This window comes from Paenibacillus sp. BIHB 4019 (assembly GCF_002741035.1).
GTDB lineage: Bacteria > Bacillota > Bacilli > Paenibacillales > Paenibacillaceae > Pristimantibacillus.
Map to the genome: position 1 here is coordinate 5,625,583 of NZ_CP016808.1, position 22,552 is coordinate 5,648,134.

Genomic DNA, 22,552 nt, shown 5'->3' on the forward strand with positions numbered 1-22,552 from the left:
GTGTTTCAAGTGAAATACTTTGTTTAAAAAAATCGATGAGGGAGTAAATCGTGAAGCGGCTTTTGTGGATAATGAACAAAAATATACCGATGCCTGCACCGACTAATACATCGGTGTAGACATCGGTATGAAAGGACGTAGAAACATATAGAAGTTTGCGCAATATGGGAAAATAGCAGTCATGAGGAGAATTTTAAAAATGAAAACCGAAGCTTAAGCTTATGCGTGCGACGAGACCAATATATGCCCGTATGCCCGGAGAAAAGGTAGCTGATGATGCAGCCCAGCAGCAAATAAGGAAAGGCCTCGATGCCAAATAGCTCCATGCCCATTATAGCGGCGGCGAGCGGGGTATTGGCGGAACTGCCAAATACAGCAACGAAGCCAATACCCGCAAGCAGGGGCACAGATACAGACAGCAGGCCGCCAAGCGCACTGCCTAGTGCAGAACCGATGACGAACAGCGGCGTTACTTCGCCGCCCTGAAATCCGGCGCCAAGCGTAACGGCGGTGAACAGGATTTTCAATAGAAAAGCGAATGGTGATAATGCTTCTTGAAAGGCTTGTTCCATTAGTGGGAGCCCAAGGCCAACATAATCTCGCGTCCCTACGACGTAAACGAGCAAAATGATAAGCAGACCGCCGATGAAGCTTTTGAAAGCCGGATTCGGGATATACTGGCTGAATACCGCTTTGAGCTTATGGGTAAGTACGACGAATAACCGTGCCGTCAAACCGAACAATACCGAAGCAAGCACAATAGCTAGCAGCAGCTTTATATTGAAGCCAGGCAGGCTGCCGATGGCATAATGGCTATGATGCGTGCCTAACCCAAGGGCGACGGCGTGTCCAGTAAAGCCGGCCGCCAAAGCGGGCAGCAGCAGCCAGTAGGGGACGAGGCCTATTGCGAGCAGCTCTAAGCTGAATATGGCGCCAGCAAGCGGGGTGCCGAAGACGGAACCGAAGCCGCCGCTTATCCCGCAGATAAGCAGCATCTTTCGCTCTAGCCCACCGAGCCGACAAAGGCGTCCGATATAGCTAGCCATACTGCCGCCCATTTGCACGGCTGTCCCTTCGCGTCCGGCTGAACCACCGAATAGATGGGTGACCATCGTACCGAAAAGAACGAGCGGTGCCATGCGCAGCGGCACTCCGCCATCTTCTGCATGCAGCTGCTCCAGCACAAGGTTATTCCCTTTGCCAGCATCTCCGCCAAGCTTCATATACAGATAGCTGACCAAAGCTCCACCTAATGGAAGAAGCCAGAGCAGCCATGGATGCGCCAGCCGCTGATTCGTTGCTGTATCCAAAAGCGCCAGCAGCAGCGCAGAAGCAGCTCCTGTGAGTATCCCAGTGGAGCCAGCAATGCCTAGCCAAATAAGGAAAATGCGTATTTGCTGCTTCATGAATTATAATACCCCTGACATAATAAGTTGATATTTAAGTCTATATCCCTTTATCGGATGAGTCAATGAATGGCGAACTTCGCCATACCATCAAATAATTGTACGTCATACAATTATTCATTTGAAGCCATACAAGAGCTCTTGATACAATGCTCATATATAGAGCATAAATGAAGGAAGGTTGATGAATATGAAATATTATGTCATTGATGCGTTTGCCAATCACCTTTTTGAAGGGAATCCAGCTGGTGTATGCATTATGGATGCGTGGCTGCCGGATGAGCTCATGCAGAAGATTGCTACCGAGAACAATTTGTCCGAAACGGCGTTTGCGGTAAAGATTGCGGATGATGGTTACCATTTAAGGTGGTTCACACCGGGCGGGGAAATTGATTTGTGTGGCCATGCAACGCTGGCAGCAGCTTATGTGCTTGCGAACTTTTATGATACAGCTCTTATGCGTATTCGTTTCACAACCCTCAGCGGCGACTTAATCGTTGTAAGGGACGGAGAGCTGTACGAGCTGGATTTCCCGAACAAAATGCCCAAGCCCCATGCGCTCACACAGCAGATGGTTGAAGCACTCGGAGTGGTGCCTGTTGAAACATATCTTGATCGCGATTTAATGTTTGTGCTGGAATCGGAGTCTGATGTCAGAAGCCTGAACCCGGATTTCACTAAACTCGCCGCGCTGCCAGAAGGACTCGGTGTGTTGGTTACTGCTAAAAGTGAGCAGTATGATTTCGTATCCCGGTGCTTTTTTCCAAAATTAAAAGTGGAAGAAGATCCTGTATGTGGATCAGCCCATTGCAATTTTATCCCTTATTGGGCTGAGCGTCTGAGCAAGCAGGAAATGACAGCAAGACAGGTTTCTAAAAGGGGAGGCACCTTGTACTGCAAGCTTGCTGGTGATCGCGTGAAGATAAGCGGCCGAGCTGTATTGTATTCGATTGCTGACCTCTTTGTCGATTAAGATGATGAATAGGGTGAAACGGGCATAGCTGGAGTTTATAAAAAATATTACTATTCAGTTGTAGCCGTCAATGGCTATACTTATGGCTATAAACAGAAATGGATAGGAAGAGGAGACTGACATTGATGAGCCCATTGCAAATACAATTGAACCGGGAATACATACTGGAATTTTTGAATCGCTTGCTTCAAACGCCAAGCCCTAGCGGCTACTGCATGGCGATTATGAGGCTGCTGGAGGAGGAAGCTCGCAAGCATGGCTTTGAGCTGGAGCTGACGCCGAAAGGCAATGGAATCATTACGATTCCCGGAACTGGAAATTGTACAGCGGGCACGCTTGCGTTAACCGCCCATGTGGATACGCTTGGCGCGATGGTGCGAGCGATTAAGCCAAGCGGCATGCTGCGCTTTACGCCCATTGGCGGTTATGCCATGCATACAGTGGAAGGCGAATATTGCCTCGTCCATACGCGCGATGGCCGCCAGTATGAAGGAACCGTGCTGTCGACGAAAACGTCTGTCCATGTGTATCCAGAGGCACGGGACTGGAAGCGCAGCGAGGAAAACATGGAAATACGCCTGGATGCGGATACGACGTCTAAAGAAGAGACGAAACGGCTTGGCATCGAGGTCGGCGATATTATTTCATGGGACCCGCGCACAAAAATAATGGACAATGGATGGGTGAAATCACGCCACTTGGATGATAAAGCTAGTGTCGCTGCCTTGTTTGGGCTGTTGGAGTGGTTTGGACGCGAAGGGAAGCGTCCGGAGCGCACGCTTAAGCTGATTTTTTCCACGTATGAAGAGGTAGGACATGGCAACGCCTATATGCCGCCGGATGTGACAGAGCTGATCGCGATTGATATGGGCGCTTTAGGCGATGATTTATCCGCAAGCGAGCGGGATGTATCCATTTGTGCCAAAGATTCCTCTGGCCCGTATGATTATGAGATGACATCAAAGCTCATTGAGCTGGCAAAGGCTTCAGGCATTTCCTATGCGGTAGATATTTATCCGCAATATGGCTCGGACGCATCGGCTGCGCTGAGAGGAGGCAGCAATATTCGGGCCGCGCTAATTGGGCCTGGTGTGCATGCTTCGCATGCCATGGAACGGACGCATGCAGATGCGATTATTAACACGGCAGCATTGTTATTATCCTACATAAGCGAGGGATATTCATGGACAACGAAATCAAGCTAAAGCTGGACACGCAGCAGTTGGGGCAGATTGCCCAGCATCATTTCGGCAGGGAGCTTGCGCATTCGCGCGAGCTTACCGATGGCTGGGCCAATACGGCTTATCAACTGACGCTTGAGGACGGCTTCCAGTCGGTTATAAAGGTAGCTCCTACGGCGGTGGGGGCGCTTATGCGCTATGAGCAAGAGATGATGAAAACCGAGGTGGAGGTTATGAGGCTCGTGTCTCAGGATCGCCGCATTCCAGTTCCTGAAGTGTACGCTTATGATCAATCACGGTCACTTGTACCGACTGATTATTTCATTATGCAGTGGCTGGAAGGAGAGCCCTATAACAAAGTGAAGGAAAGCTTTACCCAGGAACAGCGGGAGCAAATTGAGCTTCAGTTGGGCGAGTACAATGCCTATATTAACAAAATCAGCGGGGAAAAGTTCGGTTATTATCCGCTTAACGAGGCATTTGCAAGCTGGACGGAGGCTTTTTGGGCGATGCTGCAAGGCGTGCTTGATGACGCAACGGATGCGGGCGTTACGCTTCCGGCAGAGCGCGTTGTCATTGAACAGGAGGTAAAGGAGCGCTTGCCTTATCTGGACGCGGTGACTAAACCAAAGCTGCTGCACTGGGATTTGTGGGATGGCAATATTTTTATTAAGGATAAGCAAATTTGCGGCATTATTGACTTCGAACGGGCGATGTGGGGCGATCCGCTGATGGAGCATTATTTTAGCCATTTTAACTTGTCGGAGACGTTTTTGCAGGGCTACGGTCGTGGAGCGCTGACGGCTGAGGAGCAAATAAGACGCAGTTTATATGATTTATATTTGGATCTCATTTTACTAATTGAATGCGCTTTCCGAAAATATAGCGACCAAACGCATCTGGAATGGGCAGAAAGCAATGCAGCTGAAGGCTGGGAGCGGTTTATGAAGCTCCAATAGCTGAAATAGCTGAAAGAATAAGAAGAAGAGCCGGGCAAGGGAATGAAAAGCTTGTAAAAAGCTTGCTTTTCGTTCACTTGGCCCGGCTCTTTTGTGCAATCAGCGTCCGGAGAGCTGCTGCTCCGCAATTTGAATAAGACGGCGGGTAATGGATCCTCCGATGGAGCCCATGTCACGCGTGGTCATATGTCCATAATAACCATCCTGCGGCAATTGAATGCCAAGCTCCTGCGCAACCTCAAACTTCATTTGCTCTAGCGCTGCACGCGCCTGTGGTACAACCAGCTGATTCGAACCTCTAGGCATAAGGGTGACCTCCTCAAGTAATGAGCGGCAGCAATTTTATAAGAAACCAAGCTCTCCTTGGACAAGGTGAAACGGCTGTGGCCGTCCTCTGGCGGCCCGGCGTGTTTCATTCCGAGAAATATAGAGAAAGGATGACGTTAGGATACCTTTCCTATATTTCAAGGTGAAACGGCTGTGGCCGTCCTCTGGCGGCCCGGCGCGTTTCAATCCGAGAAATATAGAGAAAGGATGACGTTAGGATACCTTTCCTATATTTCAAGGTGAAACGGCTATGGCCGTCCTCTGGCGGCCCTGCGCGTTTCAATCCGAGAAATATAGAGAAAGGATGACGTTAGGATATCCTTTCTCTATATTTTAAAGAAAAATGGCTTCCAAGCGCTGGCTTATTGCTATTATGTGGAGGAAGGTATGCGATTATTCACTAATTTATCCTGAATTTACCGCCGTTCAGCTGAACCTTTCCATGCTAAAATGATAGGACGGCAAGGGGGAATCGGCATGTTTAAGCGACCGATGCTGATGACGGCATATGATCAGCCTTTTGATAACGAGCATTTTTTATTTGAGCCGCTCATTGATGGGCAGCGCTTGCTGCTTTCTTTTATTAATAGGAAGGCGCGTTTGTTCACAAAGCATGGGTATGAGGTTACTCGGCAATATCCAGAGTTGCTCAAGCTGCCGCTGTCCCGTCCCGTGGACGTCGTGCTTGATGGAGAGCTTGCTTATATGAACCCAGACACACGGCGACTAGAATTTGCTCCGCTCATTGACCGATATAAGATGACGAAGGAAGCACGCATTCGCGAAGGCGCGATAAAATGGCCTGTTCGTTATTATGTGTTTGATTTGCTTTATTATGACGGAGTAGACTTGCGCAGCAAGCCGCTGCTGGAGCGAAAGAAGCTGCTGCAAGCGCTGCTTGAAGATAATGGTTTTTTTATGAAGCTGCCATATGTAACCGGATGCGGCACACAATTATGGGGTCGAATTGCCGCTTACGAGCTGGAGGGCATGGCTGGGAAAAGAAGCGAGAGCCAATACCTTGCCGGGCGGAGCGCCCATTGGCTGAAAATGACGAATGCGGCGTATTCCCGCATACATATGGACGCGAATACTGTGCTGCATGGCTCTGATTAGGAGCTATGCAGCCTTTTTTCTGGGGCAGAGCCGATTTTTGGTTTGGCTTTGACCCGTTTACACACAAAGTAATCAATAGCATAGGAAGGCAGTATGCCAATGCTGTATCTGACTAAATCAATACCGCTGAAGCCTTGTCCTAGCACAAGCCCTCCGAGCGTCGTATGGCGCACATTTCTAATCCAGTCGGCCTGATACAGCTGGCTGAATTCAATGCCGTAGCTGAAGGCTGCGCTGCAAGCAAGCGACAGGAGCAGGGGACGCCTGACCTGCAGCATGCGGAAGCCGAAGTAAACCATGCTGGCCCATAAAATATCGCCAAAGTGGGCGACGACGAAGGACGGCAGCTGGCTGGCGAAATACCGCGAGCTAAAGCCGAGCGCCATCGCAAGGAGGAAGGCTGCCGCATAATAAATGGTTGGTTTAAGCATCGTTTGTGCTCCTTTACATACTTTATCCTTATTTGAATCCATGCATTTGCTTAAACTCTCCAGGCGTACAGCCCACATAAGCTTTGAACAATGTATTAAAATACGTCGGATTTTCAAACCCTACTTGGCGGGCGATTTCATACAGCTTCATGCCGCCGCCGCGAATGAGCAGCTCCTTGCCTTTATTGATCCGCTCTTTATTGACATATTCCATTGGACGAAGCTTGAACGTCTTTTTGAAAAGCAGGCACAGATGCTGCGGCGTTACATGAAGCAGCTCTGCCAGCTCGGGCAATGTAATCGGGCGATGCAGATTCGCCTCGATATAACGCAGCACAGGATGAAGCCGCTCATTCATTTGCTGCGTGGCAAGACTGCCTTCGGCAAGCTGCTGGCGCAGCCCAAGCAGCACGCCATAAATTTGCTTGGAGCCGAGCATGCCAAGGCCCGGCTCCTTCTCCCGCATAAGGCGGAGCATATCGCTCATCATCTCTAAGACGGGGCGGGAGTCATTAATCGTATAGATGCCAGGGCGGGTCAAGCCTGCCAGCTGGTTTAGCGATTCCGCAAGCGGACCGTCATACGTAAACCAATAGGCTTCCCAAGGCTCTTTGACAGCATGGTAGCTATGGGTAAGCCTTGGAGGGAGCAGGAAGCCATCGCCTTGCTTGACCAGAAAACGTTCCTGCTCGATAATCAGCTCGCCTTCTCCTGAGACAACCTGCGTCCACTGGTAGTCGGGAAAGCCTTCCGGGCGACGAATGCCCTCCTGATGGTCCCAATGTCCCACACCGGTTACATAGACAGGCAGCTGATAATCCGTCGTCGTCAGCGTCGTATAAATAATTTCATTCATGGGAAGCATCCCCTCTTGGTTGCTAATGTTCAAATCTTTAAGTAAAATACGAAAATAGTTTAATGATCTTTACTTTTCTAGCTTTTATAATGTGAATATTATAACTAAACTTATACTGAGTTGAAAGAGGTGCCTTCCTTGTCAAAAAGCAAATTTACGTATCAGGCTCCAGCTAACGGATATCCAGAGTGGAATAACAACCCTACTATTTTTGAGCTTAATCGGTTGGATGCACATGCAACCCGTATTTCCTATACAAGTGTTAAGGAAGCGCTTAAAGGCGAGCGTACAAGCTCCGAGCGTTATGTTTCGCTGAATGGGGATTGGAAGTTTTCCTTTGCGGAAAATGCGGAAGCACGCATCGCTGATTTTTATAAATTGGATTATGACTGCAGCAGCTGGGCTTCCATTACAGTGCCAAGCCACTGGCAGCTTCAAGGGTATGATTACCCGCAATATACGAATGTAACTTACCCATGGGTGGGCAAGGAGGATATTAAACCGCCTTTCGCACCTGTTAAATATAATCCAGTAGGTTCCTATGCAACAACTTTTACCGTTCCTAAGGACTGGGATGGACAGCCTGTGTTTATCAGCTTCCAAGGTGTGGAATCTGCCTTCTACGTTTGGGTAAACGGTGATCTTGTCGGCTATAGCGAGGATACGTTTACGCCGGCGGATTTTGATTTGACGCCTTATTTGCAAGAGGGGGAAAACAAGCTGGCGGTGGAAGTATACCGTTGGTGCGACGCAAGCTGGCTGGAGGATCAAGACTTTTGGCGGATGAGCGGTATTTTCCGTGAGGTGTATTTGTATACGGCGCCTCAGGTCCATATTTATGACTTCTTCGCTAAGGCAGCGCTGGATGCGAATTATGAAGATGGCGAGCTGACGGTAGAGGTGAAGGTTCGTTTCGAGGAGGAAGCGTCCGAGCAGCAAACGGCAGTTGAAGCGATGCTGTATGATGCCTCCGGCGAGCCGGTTTGGCAGCAGCCGCTAAGAGGCGCGGCGATTCGTCAGGAAAAGGGCGAAACCGTAGCAGCATTAGCGCTAAACACAAAGGTTGCGCAGCCGCTCAAATGGAGCGCTGAGGAGCCGCATTTATATACGCTGGTGCTGTCGCTGAAAGATGCAGCGGGCAAGCTGACAGAAGCCGTTAGCTGCAAAGTCGGTTTCCGTACGTTTGAAATTAAAGACGGCTTGATGCAGATCAACGGTCAGCGGATTCTTTTTAAAGGCGTCAATCGCCACGAGTTTTCCTGCGACACCGGACGTGCGCTCAGCTACGAGGATATGGTTACCGATATTAAGCTGATGAAATCGCATAATGTTAATGCCGTACGTACTTCGCATTATCCGAACCATCCGCTGTGGTATGATCTGTGCGATGAATATGGGCTTTATGTTATTGACGAAGTCAATCTTGAAACGCATGGCTCATGGACATATGGGCAAAAAGAGGTTGGGGACGCCGTACCTGGAAACTTCCCGGAATGGACGGCAAATGTACTGGACCGCAGCCGCTCCATGCTCGAACGCGATAAAAACCATCCATCGATCGTTATATGGTCGCTTGGCAATGAATCGTTTGGCGGGGATAATTTCCTGAAAATGGCCGACTATTTCCGTGAGACAGATCCGTCCCGCATTGTGCATTACGAGGGCGTTTTCCATTGTCGCGAAAGCGAAGCGGCTTCGGATATTGAGAGCCATATGTATACAAGCCCAGCTGGTGTAGAAGCCTATGCCAAAAACAACCCGCAAAAGCCATTTATTATTTGCGAATACAGCCATGCAATGGGCAATTCCTGCGGCGGCTTGCATAAATACTGGGAGCTGTTTGACAAATATCCGATTCTTCAAGGCGCTTTCATCTGGGATTGGATCGATCAGGCTATTCGCACGCAAACACCGGATGGCATTACGTACATGGCCTATGGCGGCGATTATGGCGATAGCCCGAACGATGGCAACTTCTGCGGCAATGGTTTAATTTTTGCTGATCGTACCGTTTCCCCTAAGCTGCATGAAGTGAAGGCCTGCTACCAAAACATCAAAATTCATAGCCCGAACTGGGAAGCTGGAACGGTGCTTGTCGATAATAAAAATCTGTTCGTATCGCTTGATGCATACGAGCTGCACTGGAAGCTGAACAGCAACGGCATTATTATGCAAAAAGGCGTGCTGACCGTAGATATCGCAGCGGGTGCCTCTGCCGAGCTGGCCATTCCATTCCAGATGCCGACAGAAGCAGGACTGAATGAAGAAATTACGCTTACGGTAAGAGCTGTCCTTAAGGAAGCTACGCCATGGGCGGAGCAAGGACATGAGGTGGCCTTCGGTCAATTTATTGCGCCTGCACTGCCTGTATCGCCAGTTGCTGTAGAGATTGCATCGCCGCTGTATGGTGCAATAGCTGTAGAAGCTGAGTCGAATGGAGCGCTTGTGTTGACGGGCGAAGGCTTTGACATTCGCTTCAATCAAGCGAGCGGCGAGCTGGAGTCCTACCAAATCGGCGGCTCTGAGCTGCTGTCTTCGCCGATTGTCCCGAATTTCTGGCGTGCATATACCGATAATGACCGCGGAAATGGACATGTCGAGCGCTGTGCGCCTTGGCAGGCTGCTTCGAAGGAGCGCCAATTGATCCGCTTCAGCTGGGAAGCGCTTGGAGATCGCGTGAGAGTAAAATCGCAATATCGCTTAAGTGCTGCTGCTGAGACGCGCTGCGAGCTCGCTTATACGATATATGGCGATGGACTGGTAGAAGCGGAGCTGCTGTTGCAGCCAGGTGAAGGACTTCCGGAAATACCAGAAATCGGCCTGCTTTTCACAATGAATGAAACGTTTGATTCTATCGCTTGGTATGGCAATGGCCCGCATGAATCATATTGGGACCGTCAAACAAGTGCGCGTCTTGGCCGTTTCGGCGGCAAGGTGAAGGATCAGCTTATGCCTTACATTCGTCCGCAGGAATGCGGCAACAAAACCGAAGTGCGTTTCGCAGCAGTAACCGATGCAAACGGCAGCGGCATTTCGCTTCAGGGCGAGCCGCGCTTCGAATTAAATGTGCTGCCTTATACAGCCGATGAGCTGGAAGGGCATGATCATCCTTACAAGCTGCCTGTGAGCGATAAAACAGTCGTTCGCGTCAATTATCGTCAAATGGGCGTTGGCGGAGACGACAGCTGGGGAGCACGGGTTCATCAGGAATATACGCTTCCAGCGAATCGCGATTATCGTTTCCGTGTCTCGCTGCGCGGACAATAATCACATATAGCCACTCTATGGCAAACTGCCGCTATGACCGAACTGGTCACAGCGGCAGTTTTTTTGCATTTAGAGGGAAAATTTGAAGGGGGAATGATACACAGTTTCAACAAAAGCATTGACTAAAACCAAACATAAATATATTATGTCTAGATAAAAGGCGAACAATATTTATTTTTGTCTAAATAATATCTAGAGGAGTTGCAATAATGTTTAGTAATCGATTTTTCCGTACGATCATCCTGTCCAGAGTTTTGCTCCAATTGGGTATTTGGATTAGGAACTTTGCGATCTTGCTGTATGTGACGGAAGTCACGAACAACGATCCCTCAGCCGTATCGCTTATTTCGGTGGCAGAGTTTGCGCCGATTTTTGTCTTTGCCATCATTGGCGGCACGTTTGCAGACCGCTGGAAGCCAAAACGGACGATGATCGGCTGCGATTTCTTGTCCGCTTTTTCCGTCCTCGGCGTATGGATCGCATTGCTTAGCGGCTCATGGCAAGGACTGCTGCTGACGACGCTAGTTTCGGCCGTGCTGTCGCAATTTTCCCAGCCATCAGGCATGAAGCTGTTCAAGCAGCATGTACCACAAGATCAGCTGCAAGCTATGATGGGCATGTATCAGACCATAATGGCTGTATTTATGGTCATAGGACCGCTGCTCGGCACATTTGTATATCAGCACTATGGCATTGAGGTGGCGATTACGGCTGCAGCTGCGCTGTTTTGCGGCTCAGCAGCCGTATTGATGCTTCTGCCGCGCGATGCACAATCTGAGCGTACACAGCAGGAAGCGAGCTTCAGGCAAGAGCTTATGGCGGGACTTCATTATGTGTGGGGCCAGCATGCCCTGCGCTCTCTGGGACTTACGTTTGCAGCAATCGGCCTCGCTTCTGGACTTACCCAGCCGCTGGCTTTGTTTATTGCTATCGATAATTTAGGACAGGATAAGTCGTTTTTACAGTATTTATTAGTGGTTAGCGGGGCTGCGATGCTAGTTGGCGGAGGAGTGGTTATGTCGATCGGGAAAAAGGCAAGTCCGCGCAAGCTGCTCCTATTCGGCTTGTCGGCAAGTGCACTGGCTACGCTGGGCACCGGATGGTCGGAGAGCATTCCGCTAACGCTCGCTCTGCTCTTGGTCGGCGGCTTCTGTGTTCCGCTTATTCAGGTGGGGATTAACACCATTATTCTTCAAAACACCGATGCGGCCTTCATCGGCCGGGTAGGAGGTACGATTACGCCCATGTTTACCGGCATGATGGTCATCGGAATGTCGCTATCCGGCGTATTAATGGCAGCCTTGACGCTGCCCCTTGTATACAGCATAAGCGCGTTCATCTTTGTCATTGCCGTATTTACGGTGAAACTCGGGTATAGGGCAAGGCCAAGTGTTTCAAAAGCGTCAACACAGATTTGAAAATAGGACCTTAATCGCTGAATTATGGTAAAATAAAGCGATCACACGTTTCTTTGGGGAAGGATACCGTATGCTTTATTATTTTGCAGCGCTGCTTGCCGCTGCTTTACTGCTGCTGCTGACAAATCCGAGGAGCGAGTCGAATCGCTGGGCCGCTTTTTTTCTCGGATTTGCGTCCATAGGCGGGCTGGCAGATACGCTTGCCGCAGCAGAGTTGAATACGTTAGCGCATTTCGTTCAAATGCTGAATCACACCTTCACGCCTTACGGCGTACTGGTATTCAGCATCGTTTATTCCGATAAGGTGGCGAACGAGAAGGTGCGCCTGCTGCTTAAAGGACTGCTGCTGCTTCCCGTAGTCGGCATGCTGCTGTTCACGCCGATTACTCCAAAGCTGGAGCTGGATTACCCTATATTGCTAGCCTGGACAGCTCCTTATTATTTAGCCTCCTGCTATCTGCTGCTTGTCTCGTTATGGAGCGAGGAAAATAGCCGCCGGAAGCGGAATCGCTTTATAATTGCCCTTATTATGGTGCCGACGCTGCTGGCGGTGCTTGTTCTTATTAATGTAGCGAACGTCATTTCGCCCGCATTCGATTATTTCCGTTACATTTCGCTCTTCATCTTTTATTCGCTTGCTGTAGCTGTGTTGTGCACATTTGCTTATGGCGTGCTTGGCGTAAAGCTGCGGTTTGAACGCGATCAGTGGGAAAGCACTCGCAAGGCGGTCAGTTCCGGGACGACGATACTTAACCATACGATTAAGAACGAAATCGGGAAAATCGCGATCAGCACAGAAAATTTAAAAAGCGAGCTGTCGACCCAATCGCCTGAGGCAGCGGAGCAGCTGCGCATCATTGAAACGGCTTCAAGCCATATGCTTGCGATGGTGACGAGCATTCACAGCCAGACCAGAAGCATTGTGCTGCGCGAGCAGCCTGTCCGTTTGGATGAGCTGGTCGAGCGCTGCTTGCAGCAGCAGCAGGTGGAAGGAAGGCCCATTCGGCTCAAGCTGCATTCGTTATGCAGGCCAACCGTGCTGTGTGATCCGCTTCACCTGCTGGAAGCCATAAATAATCTGGTGCAAAATGCGATTGAAGCGATTCCCGAAGGAATAGCTGGAGAAATAAACGTGACGCTGAGCTCGCACAAAAAGGCGGTGCGACTGCTCGTGAGCGACACAGGTACTGGAATGAATGAGGAACAGCTGAAGCAAGCGCTGGAGCCTTTTTATAGTACGAAAAACCGCAGCCGCAACTTTGGACTGGGGCTCGCTTATGTGTATAATGTCGTGCATCAAAGCGGATGGACGATCGAGCTGTCCAGCATTCTTAATGAAGGAACAGAAGTGCTGCTGCATGTTCCTGCCCGCAAAGTGATGGAAATCAAGGAGGGAATTCGATGAGCCATATACGGGTGCTGCTTGTGGAGGATGATCCCGATTGGGTGAAGGCGATGACGCTCTTCTTGAACAAGGAAGCGGATTTGCTCATAGTAGGAGCTGCTTCTACGGCGGAAGAAGCGCTCAGCCTGGCTCGAACCTTGTCGTTTGATGTCGCATTGCTTGATATTCAATTAGCTGACCATCAGCAAAATGGCATCTATACGGCTGTAGAAATGCATCGCATCCACGCCGCCAAAATCATCATGCTAACCTCAATGAGCGAGGAGGAAGTGATGACCCAGGCGTTCACGGCTGGAGCGATTAATTATATTGAAAAAACAAATTTTCGCCAGCTGCCGGAAGCGATTCGCAGCGCTTATCATCATCCTGCACCGATGGAGGCGCTGCTTAAGGAATTGGCCAGGTTAAAGCGCGAGGAGCAATTGAAGGATTTAACGTCTGCCGAGCGGGAAGTATTCGAGCTGATTGAGCAGGGCTATACGCAGACGCAAATCGAGCAGAAGCTGTATAAGGCGGAGAGCACGCTGAAAAATCAAGTGAACAAAATGCTTAAGAAGCTTGGCGTCCGCAGCCGCAAGGAAGCGGTGGAGAAGGTACGGCGCAAAGGGCTGACCGCTGGCATGGAGGAATACAAAGAATAACCGCATAAGCGAGGGGAGGGTACTACGATTTGTAGTACCCTTTTTCGTATGCCCGCTACAAAAGTTAGCACTAAGCAAACTTCGTCTTTACTACTACAATGAAGGAAGAACGGAGGGGGCATGATGCAGGCGCCTACAAAAAAACAACCAGGACGAGCGCTGCTGCTCGTTGACGGACAATGCCAGCTGTGCAGCAAAATCTCGCAGTTCGTTATTGCCCATGATCCGGAAGCGTGCTTTCGCTTCGCTGCGCTGCAATCGCCAGCAGGGCAATATGTGCTGGAAGCATATTTGCTGCCTCCGAGCGACTTGGATACCTTCGTCATGATTGAGGATGGCTGCTGCTACACAAAATCGGAAGCAGCACTGCGCGTCTTGCGGCAATTAAACGGTCTTTGGCCGCTGTTATATGGCCTAATCATCCTTCCTGCTTTACTGAGAAACGTTGTTTATGATTGGATTGCGGCTAAGCGCTATGGTTGGTTTGGAGAAGTGGAGCATTGCTTGCTTCCAAACGCCAATCAGCGATCCCTTTTAATAGAAGAAAAAGAGGAGGCAGCTCCCTATGTCAAGTAAGCGAAGAGATAAGTCGATCTATGTCGAAACGACCATTCATACCGATTTGGATACGCTTTGGAACTACACGCAAATTCCGAGCAAGCATGTACAGTGGGATATGCGCTTTACAAAAATTTTATATTTGCCCCGCCATACGGAAGAAGAAATGCAGAAATTTCAATATCAAACACGCATCGGCTTTGGACTTGCGATAGCGGGCACAGGAGCGACTCGGGCAAGGTGGATAGAAAAAGAAGAAATTCAGTCCCGCCTGTCTACCCTTTCCTTCAGCTCGGAGCAGAAGCTGTCGCTGATTAGCAAGGGAAGAGGCTACTGGCAGTATACCGAGCAAGGAGACGACGTCATTTTTCTCACCCGCTACGATTATCAAACGCGCTTTGGAGCTGCCGGTAAAGTGTTTGATCGCCTTCTATTTCGCCCGTTATTCGGCTGGGCAACCGCATGGAGCTTCGATGTGCTCAAAATATGGCTGGAGCAGCACATTCCGCCTGTGGCAACGATTCAGCGCGCATTCATTCATTACGCAAGCCTGGCGCTGCTCGCTGTCTTGTGGCTTTATCAGGGCATTGTGCCCAAGCTGCTTTACCCGGAGACGGGAGAGCTTGCACAGATACAAGCCTCGGGGCTATTTTCAGGCTGGGAGCAGCAGGCACTCGTCCTTCTTGGGCTCGGGGAAGCGGCGCTGGCCATTATTTTCGTTATATTTCATCGTTTCCCGATCCTGTATAGCTTGCAGCTAGTCCTGCTTCTGCTCTTGCCGGCCGTTGCTCTGGCGAACAATCCAGAACTGCTGCAAGCCTCCTATAATCCGGCAACCATAACGATTCCGATGATTGGCCTATGCTTTGTGGCGTGGCGGACATGCAAGGATCTGCCCAATGCGTCGCGCTGTTTACGCAAACCTAAGGCGAAAGCTAAATACTAGAAGGGGGACATTAACGATGGGTTCGATTTATGAGCAAGTATTAGGAGCGGATTTTGCAAAGCTGCATCCCCGCATTCAAGAGCGGTTCGGCTTCAGCAGCACGGAAGGCATAGCTTCGATTGGCGAAGGCGTCATGGAGGAAATTTGGTACAGCAAGCGGGTAGCCATCCCGCTTTATATTGGCAGCTCGCGCCATATTATGTTTCCGCAGGGAGGCAGACAAATTCCGTTCACGATTGGGAATTATGCCTATGCCGACCGATTCGGCCGGGAAACGGTAACATGGAATAGAACGTTTAAATTTCCACAAAAAATACGAAGATTCGACGCTACGATGATTTATAGTCGAAAAAGCAATAAAATTGTCGATTATTTAGGAACGAAACAGCATCTCGCAGTAGACCTCGATATTTCTGCCGTACCGGGAGGAGGCATTCGCATCCGTTCAGGCGAGCAGCGCTTCTATGAGCGATATCTGCAGTTTCGTTTTCCGCGCCTGTTTACTGGCGAAGCCAATGTAACGGAGTGGTATGATGATGAGCAGAAGAAATTTCGAATTTCGGTGCAGGTGGACAATCCGCTGCTGGGTACGATTTTTCGTTATACGGGTTCCTTTCAGGCTTATTTCATCGATACCGGCAAGCAGCCGATTCCGCTTGATGCGAAGCCTCTGCGCGAGGAGCGCAGGGAGTAGATTCACAACTTGTTCAAAGTATGAATGCGTATTTCTCCCGCCTTGCTGGTATGATTAGGATGTGCTTGAAGATCATTTCGCCAGGAGGTAACACAGATGTCAACCCATACGATGAAAACAGCGATCGGCCGGCTGCGCCTGTTCGGCATTACGGAAGGGATTTCGTTCTTGGTGCTGCTCTTTATTGCCATGCCGCTAAAGTACGGTGCAGGCATTGACGAAGCGGTTGCCATTACAGGGATGCTGCATGGCTGGCTGTTTGTCATTTATCTAATCGGCATTGCCAACGCTTTTTTCGTTAAGCAATTATCCTTCTTTCATTCTTTTTTGGCAGTTGTTGCTGCCTTTGTACCATTTGGCCCATTTCTACTGGATCGCAAGCTGCGTTAATAGAGGTAAATGCGATAAATGTCTCAATTGTACATGCAGTCTGGTGCCCCGTACTCGGGGAGCCAGACTTTTTCTTATATTCCGTGCACTTTCAGTAAAATTTTTTTGAAAAACGGTGTCTTAAGCACTAGTACGATTAAACCGAGATATGCTATGTTATTTCTATGATTCATCCAACTCCCAATAGAGAACGAAGAAGTATTTTTTGGAAATCCATCCAAAAGAAGAGGATTTCGCCAAATCGTGTGGAAACTTACTTAACCAGTATTTGAGACATGACGAATAAGAATCCGAGGTAAATGAATGCAAAATTCAGTATTTTTCAAAAGTGTGATAAACTCTGATTCGATCTTGGATTCTATTGGGTTGTTAGGGCAATACCTGGAGACATTGATCGGTTGCCAGCATATTTGTTTATTGCTGCCGCACGATAATGGGCGAAATAAGCTTATACCATATTCTTTCAAAATCAATCAAACGGATCTGAAGCTGCTGCAGCAAATGGCGATAGACACCGATTTATTTTCAGACATGTCCTCGGGCATGCACCTCTGTATAACGATGAGCAGCGCCAAACCTGCGATTAAACTCCTGTCCATGACAACTTTCCAATCGCTATATACCTTTCACCTAAACCGTTCTGTCTATGGCGCAATTTTATTGTGCTTCCGTTCCCCAGTTCAGTTGACAGACGAGCAGCTTCATATCTGCCAGATGGTTACAATGCAAATGGAACAGTTAATCGAGAAAATTTATTTTCGCAAACAGGTGTTGAAGCAGCAATCCTACGAGAATTTGGTCAACACATTGCGGATGAAGGATGGCTTTACGCTTAATCACTGTTATAATGTGGCCTTCTACGCTTCTTTGTTAGGCGCCAAAGTAGGGGTTGATGCTGAGCAGCTGGAGCAGCTCAAAATCTCGGCACTGCTGCATGACATTGGGAAAATTGCCATACCGGATTCGATACTGCTCAAGCCTGATCGACTGACGGATGAAGAATTTTCGGTCATCAAACAGCATCCTGCAATCGGTTACGAACTGCTCAAGGATTTGCCTGATGTTCAGAAAATATTGCCTGTCGTACGATGGCATCATGAGCGTATTGATGGCAGTGGCTATCCGGACGGACTCAGCGGGGATGATATTCCTTTGCTTGTGCGGATTGTCAGCCTGGCAGACGCCTTTGACGCCATGACTTCCACAAGAGTGTACAGGCACTCCCTGCCTGTTTTCGAGGTTCGCAGGCAGCTGGAAATCAACGTAGGCAAGCAGTTTGACGGGCTGCTCGTGCAGGCATTTCTGCAAATGCTTGATGATCATATGATTATGGACAGATTGGTTTGGGATGAGTGATTTTATAGTGAAGAAGGTTGGGGACATATATGCGCAAGAGGATTTTTATTGTCGACGATGAGCCTCACAACATCCATATACTCCGTGTTTTCTTGACATCGCTGAATTATGACATTTATGTAGCCGAGAACGGCAGGCAGGCGGTGGAAATGATTGACGCTGTTGCGCCGGACTTGATTTTACTGGATGTTATGATGCCGGATTTGTCGGGATTTGAGGTTTATAAACGCTGGCTGGACAAAGATGATTTTGATGTGCCGATCATTTTTTTGTCTGCCAATGTGCAGAAGAAGGCGATGCTGGAAGGCCTTCAGCTTGGCGCATTCGATTATTTAACCAAGCCTTATGATCTCGATTTGCTGGAGATGAAGGTGTCGATTGCCTTGCAGCAAAAAATGAAGCTGTTCAATTTGAAGAAGGATAATGAGCAGCTTGCAGAGCTGGCTTATGTGGACGCACTAACGGGGCTTTACAATCGTACATATTTGGAAGTGGTCGCTCAGCAAATTAAAGACGGAGATAAGCATTATGAGTCCGTTCTGATGATTGACATGGATAATTTTAAAACGATTAACGACACCTTCGGCCATATGATCGGCGACCAGACGCTTCGCGACATTGGAAACATCCTGTACCAGGTGCTGTCTCCTTATGTGCATGTGACTTTCCGCTATGGGGGAGACGAGTTTCTCGTTATATTACAGGATAGCGGAGCAGCGCTCGCGGCGGCGGAAGCCATTATTGCGGCTGTTGATCAAATACAGGTCGGCCATCCTTCTCAAAAGCAGATTCAAGTTTCCGTTAGCATCGGAGTGTCTCACAGCTTAGACTGCAATACCCTTCATCAGATGATATCGCAAGCGGACTCTGCATTGTTAGGCTCAAAACGAGGCGGCAGGCACCAAATAACGGTGAAGTAATCTACGATGAATGGATGATGTGAAGTGATGGAATTAAAGAGCTTCAAGAAGCTTTTTCATATGACCAAGATTATTAACTCGCAATATGAGCAGTCCGAAATTTTACAAGTGTTTGTTGATGCAATAGCGAGTGAGATTACCCAGGCCGACCTTGTTGGCTTTTTTCTCAAGCAGCCGGATGGGACGTACAAGGGCTACAAAGGAAATAAAATGCCTGTCGATATAACAGAGCTTATCATTGATCCATTGAAGGACGCTTTCGTTCACGATATTATGGAGAATCGCACGATTGGCTACATTCCCGATACGAGCAAAGACAATCGCATTGACGATACGAAAAAAAATCTGCTGAGCATCAAGTCGATTCTCGGGATTCCGGTTATTGTCGATGATAAAATATTCGGCCTTGTGTTCGTTCATGACTTTGGCAAGCCTATGAATTTAACGCAGGAGCAAATGGACGTAACGGAAGCGTTCGTCAATATGGCCAGCGTGGCGATCCGCAATTTGCAAATGTTCGAGCAGTCGCAGGAGCTGCTGGAGAAGCAGCAATTGCTGCTTGATGCAACGAAGTCGCTGTCCAAATCGCTGTCCGTGCGCGAAGTTTTGAAAACCTGCTTTTATTATATGCAGCGTGCCAGCGGCTCCGATGATGTTGCCATTCATCTGTTCAATGAGAAGGATCGGACAGTCGAGCCTTTCCATCTCTCTTCTCTGAATGTGAAGGAGGAGGACTGGCGCGGGAAGCATCGTGATGTAATCAAGCTGAATATCGACAGCGACAAGCTGTTTTACGAAGTCATTATGCACAAGAAGGCGATTTTCATACCGGATGTTTTTGCGGACGAGCGCCCTAATCATAAAGCGTGCGAAATGTTTGGTATTAAAAGCTTGCTTGCGATACCGCTTGTTGCCAAGGGCAGCGTATTCGGCATTATTGCTATTCCTTCGATTCATAAACCTACAGCGTATGAGGAAGGCAAAATTGAGTTTTGCCATTCCATTGCTGATGTAACGGCAACGGCTTTGTCTAATGCTTTGCATACCGAGCATTTGGATCAGGCGGTAAGCGAGCGCTCGATGGAGCTGCAGCAGGCGAACTTCAAGCTGGAGGGGCTTGTGAAGGAACTCGAATATTTAAACGAGCTGAAAAATGATTTCATTGCGACGCTGTCGCATGAACTGAGAACGCCAATCACTGCAATCAAGGGCACCGTCGATATTTTGGGCAAAGGGCTGCTTGGTCAATTAAACGATGCACAGCATGATTTGCTTGATACGGCGGGCAGATCCATTGAACGTTTATTAAATCAGGTAAACGAGCTGCTTGATTTTGCCAAGATGGAAAATGGGAAATTTGAGCTCAGCTACAAGGTTGTCGATTTTAATGATTTAATTCATGAGGCAGCACGCATCGTCCAGTCGCTGGTCAATAAGAAGAAAATCAACCTGGAAATAGAAATCGAAGAGACGGCCGACATGATTATTCAGGCCGATCGGGAACGCATTTTGCAAATATTGCTGAATTTGTTGTCCAATTCGGTGAAATTCACGCCGCAGCAAGGCCAAATTACGATCCGTGCTTCTTCTGACGATGAACATTTGAAGCTGGAAGTATGCGACAATGGCATCGGCATTCCGCTTGAGAAGCAAAAAAATATTTTCACGAAATTTTACCAGGTTAACAATCAAATTAATGGCACGGGGCTGGGGCTTGCTATCTCCAAGCAGCTGATCGAACTGCATGGCGGTCAAATCTGGTTTGAAAGTAATGAAGGAGCAGGCTCCATATTTACGTTTATGCTGCCAAAAAGGGGGCGGAGATAATGCGTGCTATCGAAGCGGGTCTGCGTTTTTTGATCAAGCAGGGGGTTAAATATATATTTGGCATTCCTGCAGGTTCGATTAATGCCCTTTACGATTGTTTATATGATTTGCCCGAGCTGCAGGCGGTAGTCGCCAAGCATGAGACAAGCTCTGGCTATATGGCGGCAGCTTATACGCGAATCACCGGCATCCCGGCAGTTTGCGTGGGCTCCAGCGGCCCGGGAGCGACTAATTTGGTGACTCCAGCCGCTAACGCATGGAAAGAGAAGCTGCCCGTTATCTTCATCACTGGCTCGGTACCATCGCCGAAGCTTGGCAAAGGGGGCGCGCAGGAGCTCGGAGCTGATCCGATTTTTTCGCCTGTCACAAAGCTCAGCCGGATGGTAATGAATGCGGAGGAGCTGCCGGCAGCTATTGCCGAGGCCTACTGGACGGCGATTAGCGGGGTTCCGGGACCGGTGCACCTGTCAATCCCTATCGACCTGCAAATGGCTGATATAGGCGAAATGGAGCTGCCTGAGCTGCCATTGATACAGGAGCAGATGGTACCTGTAAATAAAGTGCTCATCGATGCGGCCTTGCAAGCTGTGCTGCAAGTTGGCGAGCGAGGAGCAATCTTGCTCGGACATGGGGCGAAAAGCGCCCCGGCGGAAGTGCTCGCATTTGCGGAGCGGACAGGCTGGATGGTCGCCACGACGCCGCGGGGCAAAGGAGCGTTCCCTGAGAACCATCCGCAATCGCTTGGTGTGTACGGACTGGCGGGCAATGATAAAGCGGTTGAATTTCTAAACAGCGATGGACATAAGCTTCTATTAGTGCTGGGGTCAAGCCTCGGCGAGCTTGCAACCTGCAATTGGGAAGCACGGCTGACCGCAGGCAAGCAGCTTATTCATGTCGATTATGATGAGCGGGAGCTTGGACGCTGCTATGCAGCGGACATTGCGCTGCATGGTGAAATTGCGCATGTACTGCGCGAACTTAGCGCAGGGCTTGCTAAGGCAGGAAGCGGCTTGACTGCGGAGCGAAAAATGCTGCTGGAGCAGCTGCATCTTGCACGGTTAGAGGCGGCGGCAGATGCTTCGGCAATGGAGACGTGGAATACACGTACAGCGATCCGTTTGCTTGGGGCAAACGCTCCAGAACAGACCCGCTTTTACATCGATATCGGCGAATTTATGACCTATTCGATTCAAAATTTGCTTATTCGTGAGCAGCAGCAATTCGATATTAATATTAATTTTGGCGGCATGGGCTCTGGCATAGCGGGCTCGCTGGGCGCGAAGCTTGCAGAGCCTGATCGTCCCGTGCTTTGCATAACGGGGGACGGCTGCTTTTTTATGCATGGCCTTGAAGTAATGACGGCGAAAGAATACGGTTTGCCAATCGTTTTCGTAGTCATTAACAATGCTCGATTGGGCATGGTGTACCATGGTCATATGCTGCAATACGAGCGCTGTCTCAGCGATTTCTCGCAGCAGCGCGTCAGCATTGCAGCAGTCGCACAGTCGCTTGGCATCCGCTATGTGCAAGTCGAATCCACGGTGCAGCTTCAAGCCGAGCACGTGCAGCAGTGGTTTGCTGAAGGCAAAAGTGGACCTATCGTCGTAGAAATTATTGTGGATGGCAATGAAATTCCGCCAATGGGCGAACGAGTGAAGTTTTTGCAAGGCGCGACGTATTAAGGCTCAAACAGGAAAATGGTCAATCTGAAAATAAAAACGCTAAGCCATCGAAAGATAGAGGCTTAGCGTTTTTTATTGCGGACTAGGGTGTGCATTCAAACCGGAGTCAGCCTGCAATTCCTTGCTCAAAGCTTATTCGCTGCTGGAGAACCGATGCCAAACTCAATCTGGTGACTCAAGAATTAGACTTGAGAACCGA

The 22,552-nt window shown here is 49.1% G+C and carries 20 protein-coding genes; 16 read left to right on the plus strand and 4 right to left on the minus strand.

Features of this window, described 5'->3' with window-relative positions; genetic code table 11:
- Nucleotides 1-179: 179 nt before the first annotated feature.
- Entirely contained in the window at nucleotides 180-1,406 is a 1,227-nt protein-coding gene (locus BBD42_RS24550) for a chloride channel protein (RefSeq protein ID WP_099520283.1), read from the minus strand.
- A gap of 190 nt (nucleotides 1,407-1,596) precedes the next feature.
- On the opposite strand from BBD42_RS24550, the gene BBD42_RS24555 reads away from it, so the two are divergent.
- From BBD42_RS24555 to BBD42_RS24565, 3 genes are all read left to right on the plus strand, one after another.
- Nucleotides 1,597-2,379, plus strand: coding sequence for a PhzF family phenazine biosynthesis protein (locus BBD42_RS24555; RefSeq protein ID WP_099521785.1), 783 nt, complete (start codon nucleotides 1,597-1,599; stop codon nucleotides 2,377-2,379).
- Nucleotides 2,380-2,513: 134 nt separating this feature from the next.
- Complete coding sequence (locus BBD42_RS24560) at nucleotides 2,514-3,584, plus strand: M42 family metallopeptidase (RefSeq protein WP_099521786.1); 1,071 nt, start codon at nucleotides 2,514-2,516, stop codon at nucleotides 3,582-3,584.
- On the plus strand, nucleotides 3,563-4,519 hold the full coding sequence (locus tag BBD42_RS24565; RefSeq protein WP_099520284.1) for a phosphotransferase family protein: 957 nt from the start codon (nucleotides 3,563-3,565) through the stop codon (nucleotides 4,517-4,519). The genes BBD42_RS24560 and BBD42_RS24565 overlap by 22 nt, the downstream gene beginning before the upstream one ends.
- A 99-nt stretch (nucleotides 4,520-4,618) precedes the next feature.
- On the opposite strand, the gene BBD42_RS24570 is transcribed toward BBD42_RS24565, so the two are convergent.
- A complete protein-coding gene (locus BBD42_RS24570) occupies nucleotides 4,619-4,825 on the minus strand; it encodes an alpha/beta-type small acid-soluble spore protein (protein WP_056040551.1) in 207 nt (68 codons plus the stop codon).
- A 498-nt stretch (nucleotides 4,826-5,323) separates the two neighbouring features.
- Between BBD42_RS24570 and BBD42_RS24575 the strand changes: the two genes are divergently transcribed.
- Nucleotides 5,324-5,962: an ATP-dependent DNA ligase gene (locus tag BBD42_RS24575; protein WP_172455613.1), complete on the plus strand. Its 639-nt coding sequence runs from the start codon at nucleotides 5,324-5,326 to the stop codon at nucleotides 5,960-5,962.
- On the opposite strand, the gene BBD42_RS24580 is transcribed toward BBD42_RS24575, so the two are convergent.
- Together BBD42_RS24580 and BBD42_RS24585 are read right to left on the minus strand one after the other, a co-directional pair.
- Nucleotides 5,959-6,393: a ribosomal maturation YjgA family protein gene (locus BBD42_RS24580; RefSeq protein ID WP_099521787.1), complete on the minus strand. Its 435-nt coding sequence runs from the start codon at nucleotides 6,391-6,393 to the stop codon at nucleotides 5,959-5,961. The two genes, BBD42_RS24575 and BBD42_RS24580, sit on opposite strands and share 4 nt — an antisense overlap.
- Before the next feature lie 28 nt (nucleotides 6,394-6,421).
- Nucleotides 6,422-7,249, minus strand: a complete 828-nt coding sequence (locus BBD42_RS24585; protein WP_172455614.1) for a helix-turn-helix transcriptional regulator — start codon at nucleotides 7,247-7,249, stop codon at nucleotides 6,422-6,424.
- Nucleotides 7,250-7,387: 138 nt separating this feature from the next.
- On the opposite strand from BBD42_RS24585, the gene lacZ reads away from it, so the two are divergent.
- The 12 genes from lacZ to BBD42_RS24645 all read left to right on the plus strand — a co-directional run bounded on the left by lacZ (nucleotide 7,388) and on the right by BBD42_RS24645 (nucleotide 22,353).
- Nucleotides 7,388-10,516, plus strand: coding sequence for a beta-galactosidase, LacZ type (gene lacZ, locus BBD42_RS24590; protein WP_099520287.1), 3,129 nt, complete (start codon nucleotides 7,388-7,390; stop codon nucleotides 10,514-10,516).
- 209 nt (nucleotides 10,517-10,725) lie between these two features.
- Nucleotides 10,726-11,934, plus strand: a complete 1,209-nt coding sequence (locus BBD42_RS24595) for an MFS transporter (RefSeq protein ID WP_099520288.1) — start codon at nucleotides 10,726-10,728, stop codon at nucleotides 11,932-11,934.
- 70 nt (nucleotides 11,935-12,004) lie between these two features.
- Nucleotides 12,005-13,339, plus strand: a complete 1,335-nt coding sequence (locus BBD42_RS24600) for a sensor histidine kinase (RefSeq protein ID WP_099520289.1) — start codon at nucleotides 12,005-12,007, stop codon at nucleotides 13,337-13,339.
- A complete protein-coding gene (locus BBD42_RS24605) occupies nucleotides 13,336-13,980 on the plus strand; it encodes a response regulator transcription factor (protein ID WP_099520290.1) in 645 nt (214 codons plus the stop codon). The genes BBD42_RS24600 and BBD42_RS24605 overlap by 4 nt, the downstream gene beginning before the upstream one ends.
- A gap of 120 nt (nucleotides 13,981-14,100) precedes the next feature.
- A complete protein-coding gene (locus tag BBD42_RS24610; protein ID WP_099520291.1) occupies nucleotides 14,101-14,556 on the plus strand; it encodes a thiol-disulfide oxidoreductase DCC family protein in 456 nt (151 codons plus the stop codon).
- Complete coding sequence (locus BBD42_RS24615) at nucleotides 14,546-15,484, plus strand: DoxX-like family protein (RefSeq protein ID WP_099520292.1); 939 nt, start codon at nucleotides 14,546-14,548, stop codon at nucleotides 15,482-15,484. Before BBD42_RS24610 ends, BBD42_RS24615 begins: the two co-directional genes overlap by 11 nt.
- A gap of 16 nt (nucleotides 15,485-15,500) precedes the next feature.
- The gene (locus BBD42_RS24620) at nucleotides 15,501-16,178 is read left to right on the plus strand and encodes a DUF4166 domain-containing protein (RefSeq protein WP_099520293.1); all 678 of its coding nucleotides are present in this window, start codon (nucleotides 15,501-15,503) and stop codon (nucleotides 16,176-16,178) included.
- Nucleotides 16,179-16,274: 96 nt separating this feature from the next.
- Nucleotides 16,275-16,568, plus strand: a complete 294-nt coding sequence (locus BBD42_RS24625) for a DUF3817 domain-containing protein (protein WP_099520294.1) — start codon at nucleotides 16,275-16,277, stop codon at nucleotides 16,566-16,568.
- A gap of 729 nt (nucleotides 16,569-17,297) precedes the next feature.
- Nucleotides 17,298-17,924, plus strand: coding sequence for an HD-GYP domain-containing protein (locus BBD42_RS32370; protein ID WP_237163218.1), 627 nt, complete (start codon nucleotides 17,298-17,300; stop codon nucleotides 17,922-17,924).
- A 29-nt stretch (nucleotides 17,925-17,953) separates the two neighbouring features.
- Nucleotides 17,954-18,844 (plus strand): GGDEF domain-containing response regulator, encoded by an 891-nt coding sequence (locus tag BBD42_RS24635; protein WP_099520296.1) that lies wholly within the window; start codon nucleotides 17,954-17,956, stop codon nucleotides 18,842-18,844.
- Nucleotides 18,845-18,904: 60 nt separating this feature from the next.
- Nucleotides 18,905-20,671, plus strand: coding sequence for a sensor histidine kinase (locus BBD42_RS24640; RefSeq protein ID WP_172455615.1), 1,767 nt, complete (start codon nucleotides 18,905-18,907; stop codon nucleotides 20,669-20,671).
- Nucleotides 20,671-22,353 carry a thiamine pyrophosphate-binding protein gene (locus BBD42_RS24645; RefSeq protein WP_099520298.1) on the plus strand — a complete coding sequence of 561 codons (1,683 nt, stop codon included), beginning with the start codon at nucleotides 20,671-20,673 and terminating at the stop codon, nucleotides 22,351-22,353. Before BBD42_RS24640 ends, BBD42_RS24645 begins: the two co-directional genes overlap by 1 nt.
- Nucleotides 22,354-22,552: the final 199 nt, after the last annotated feature.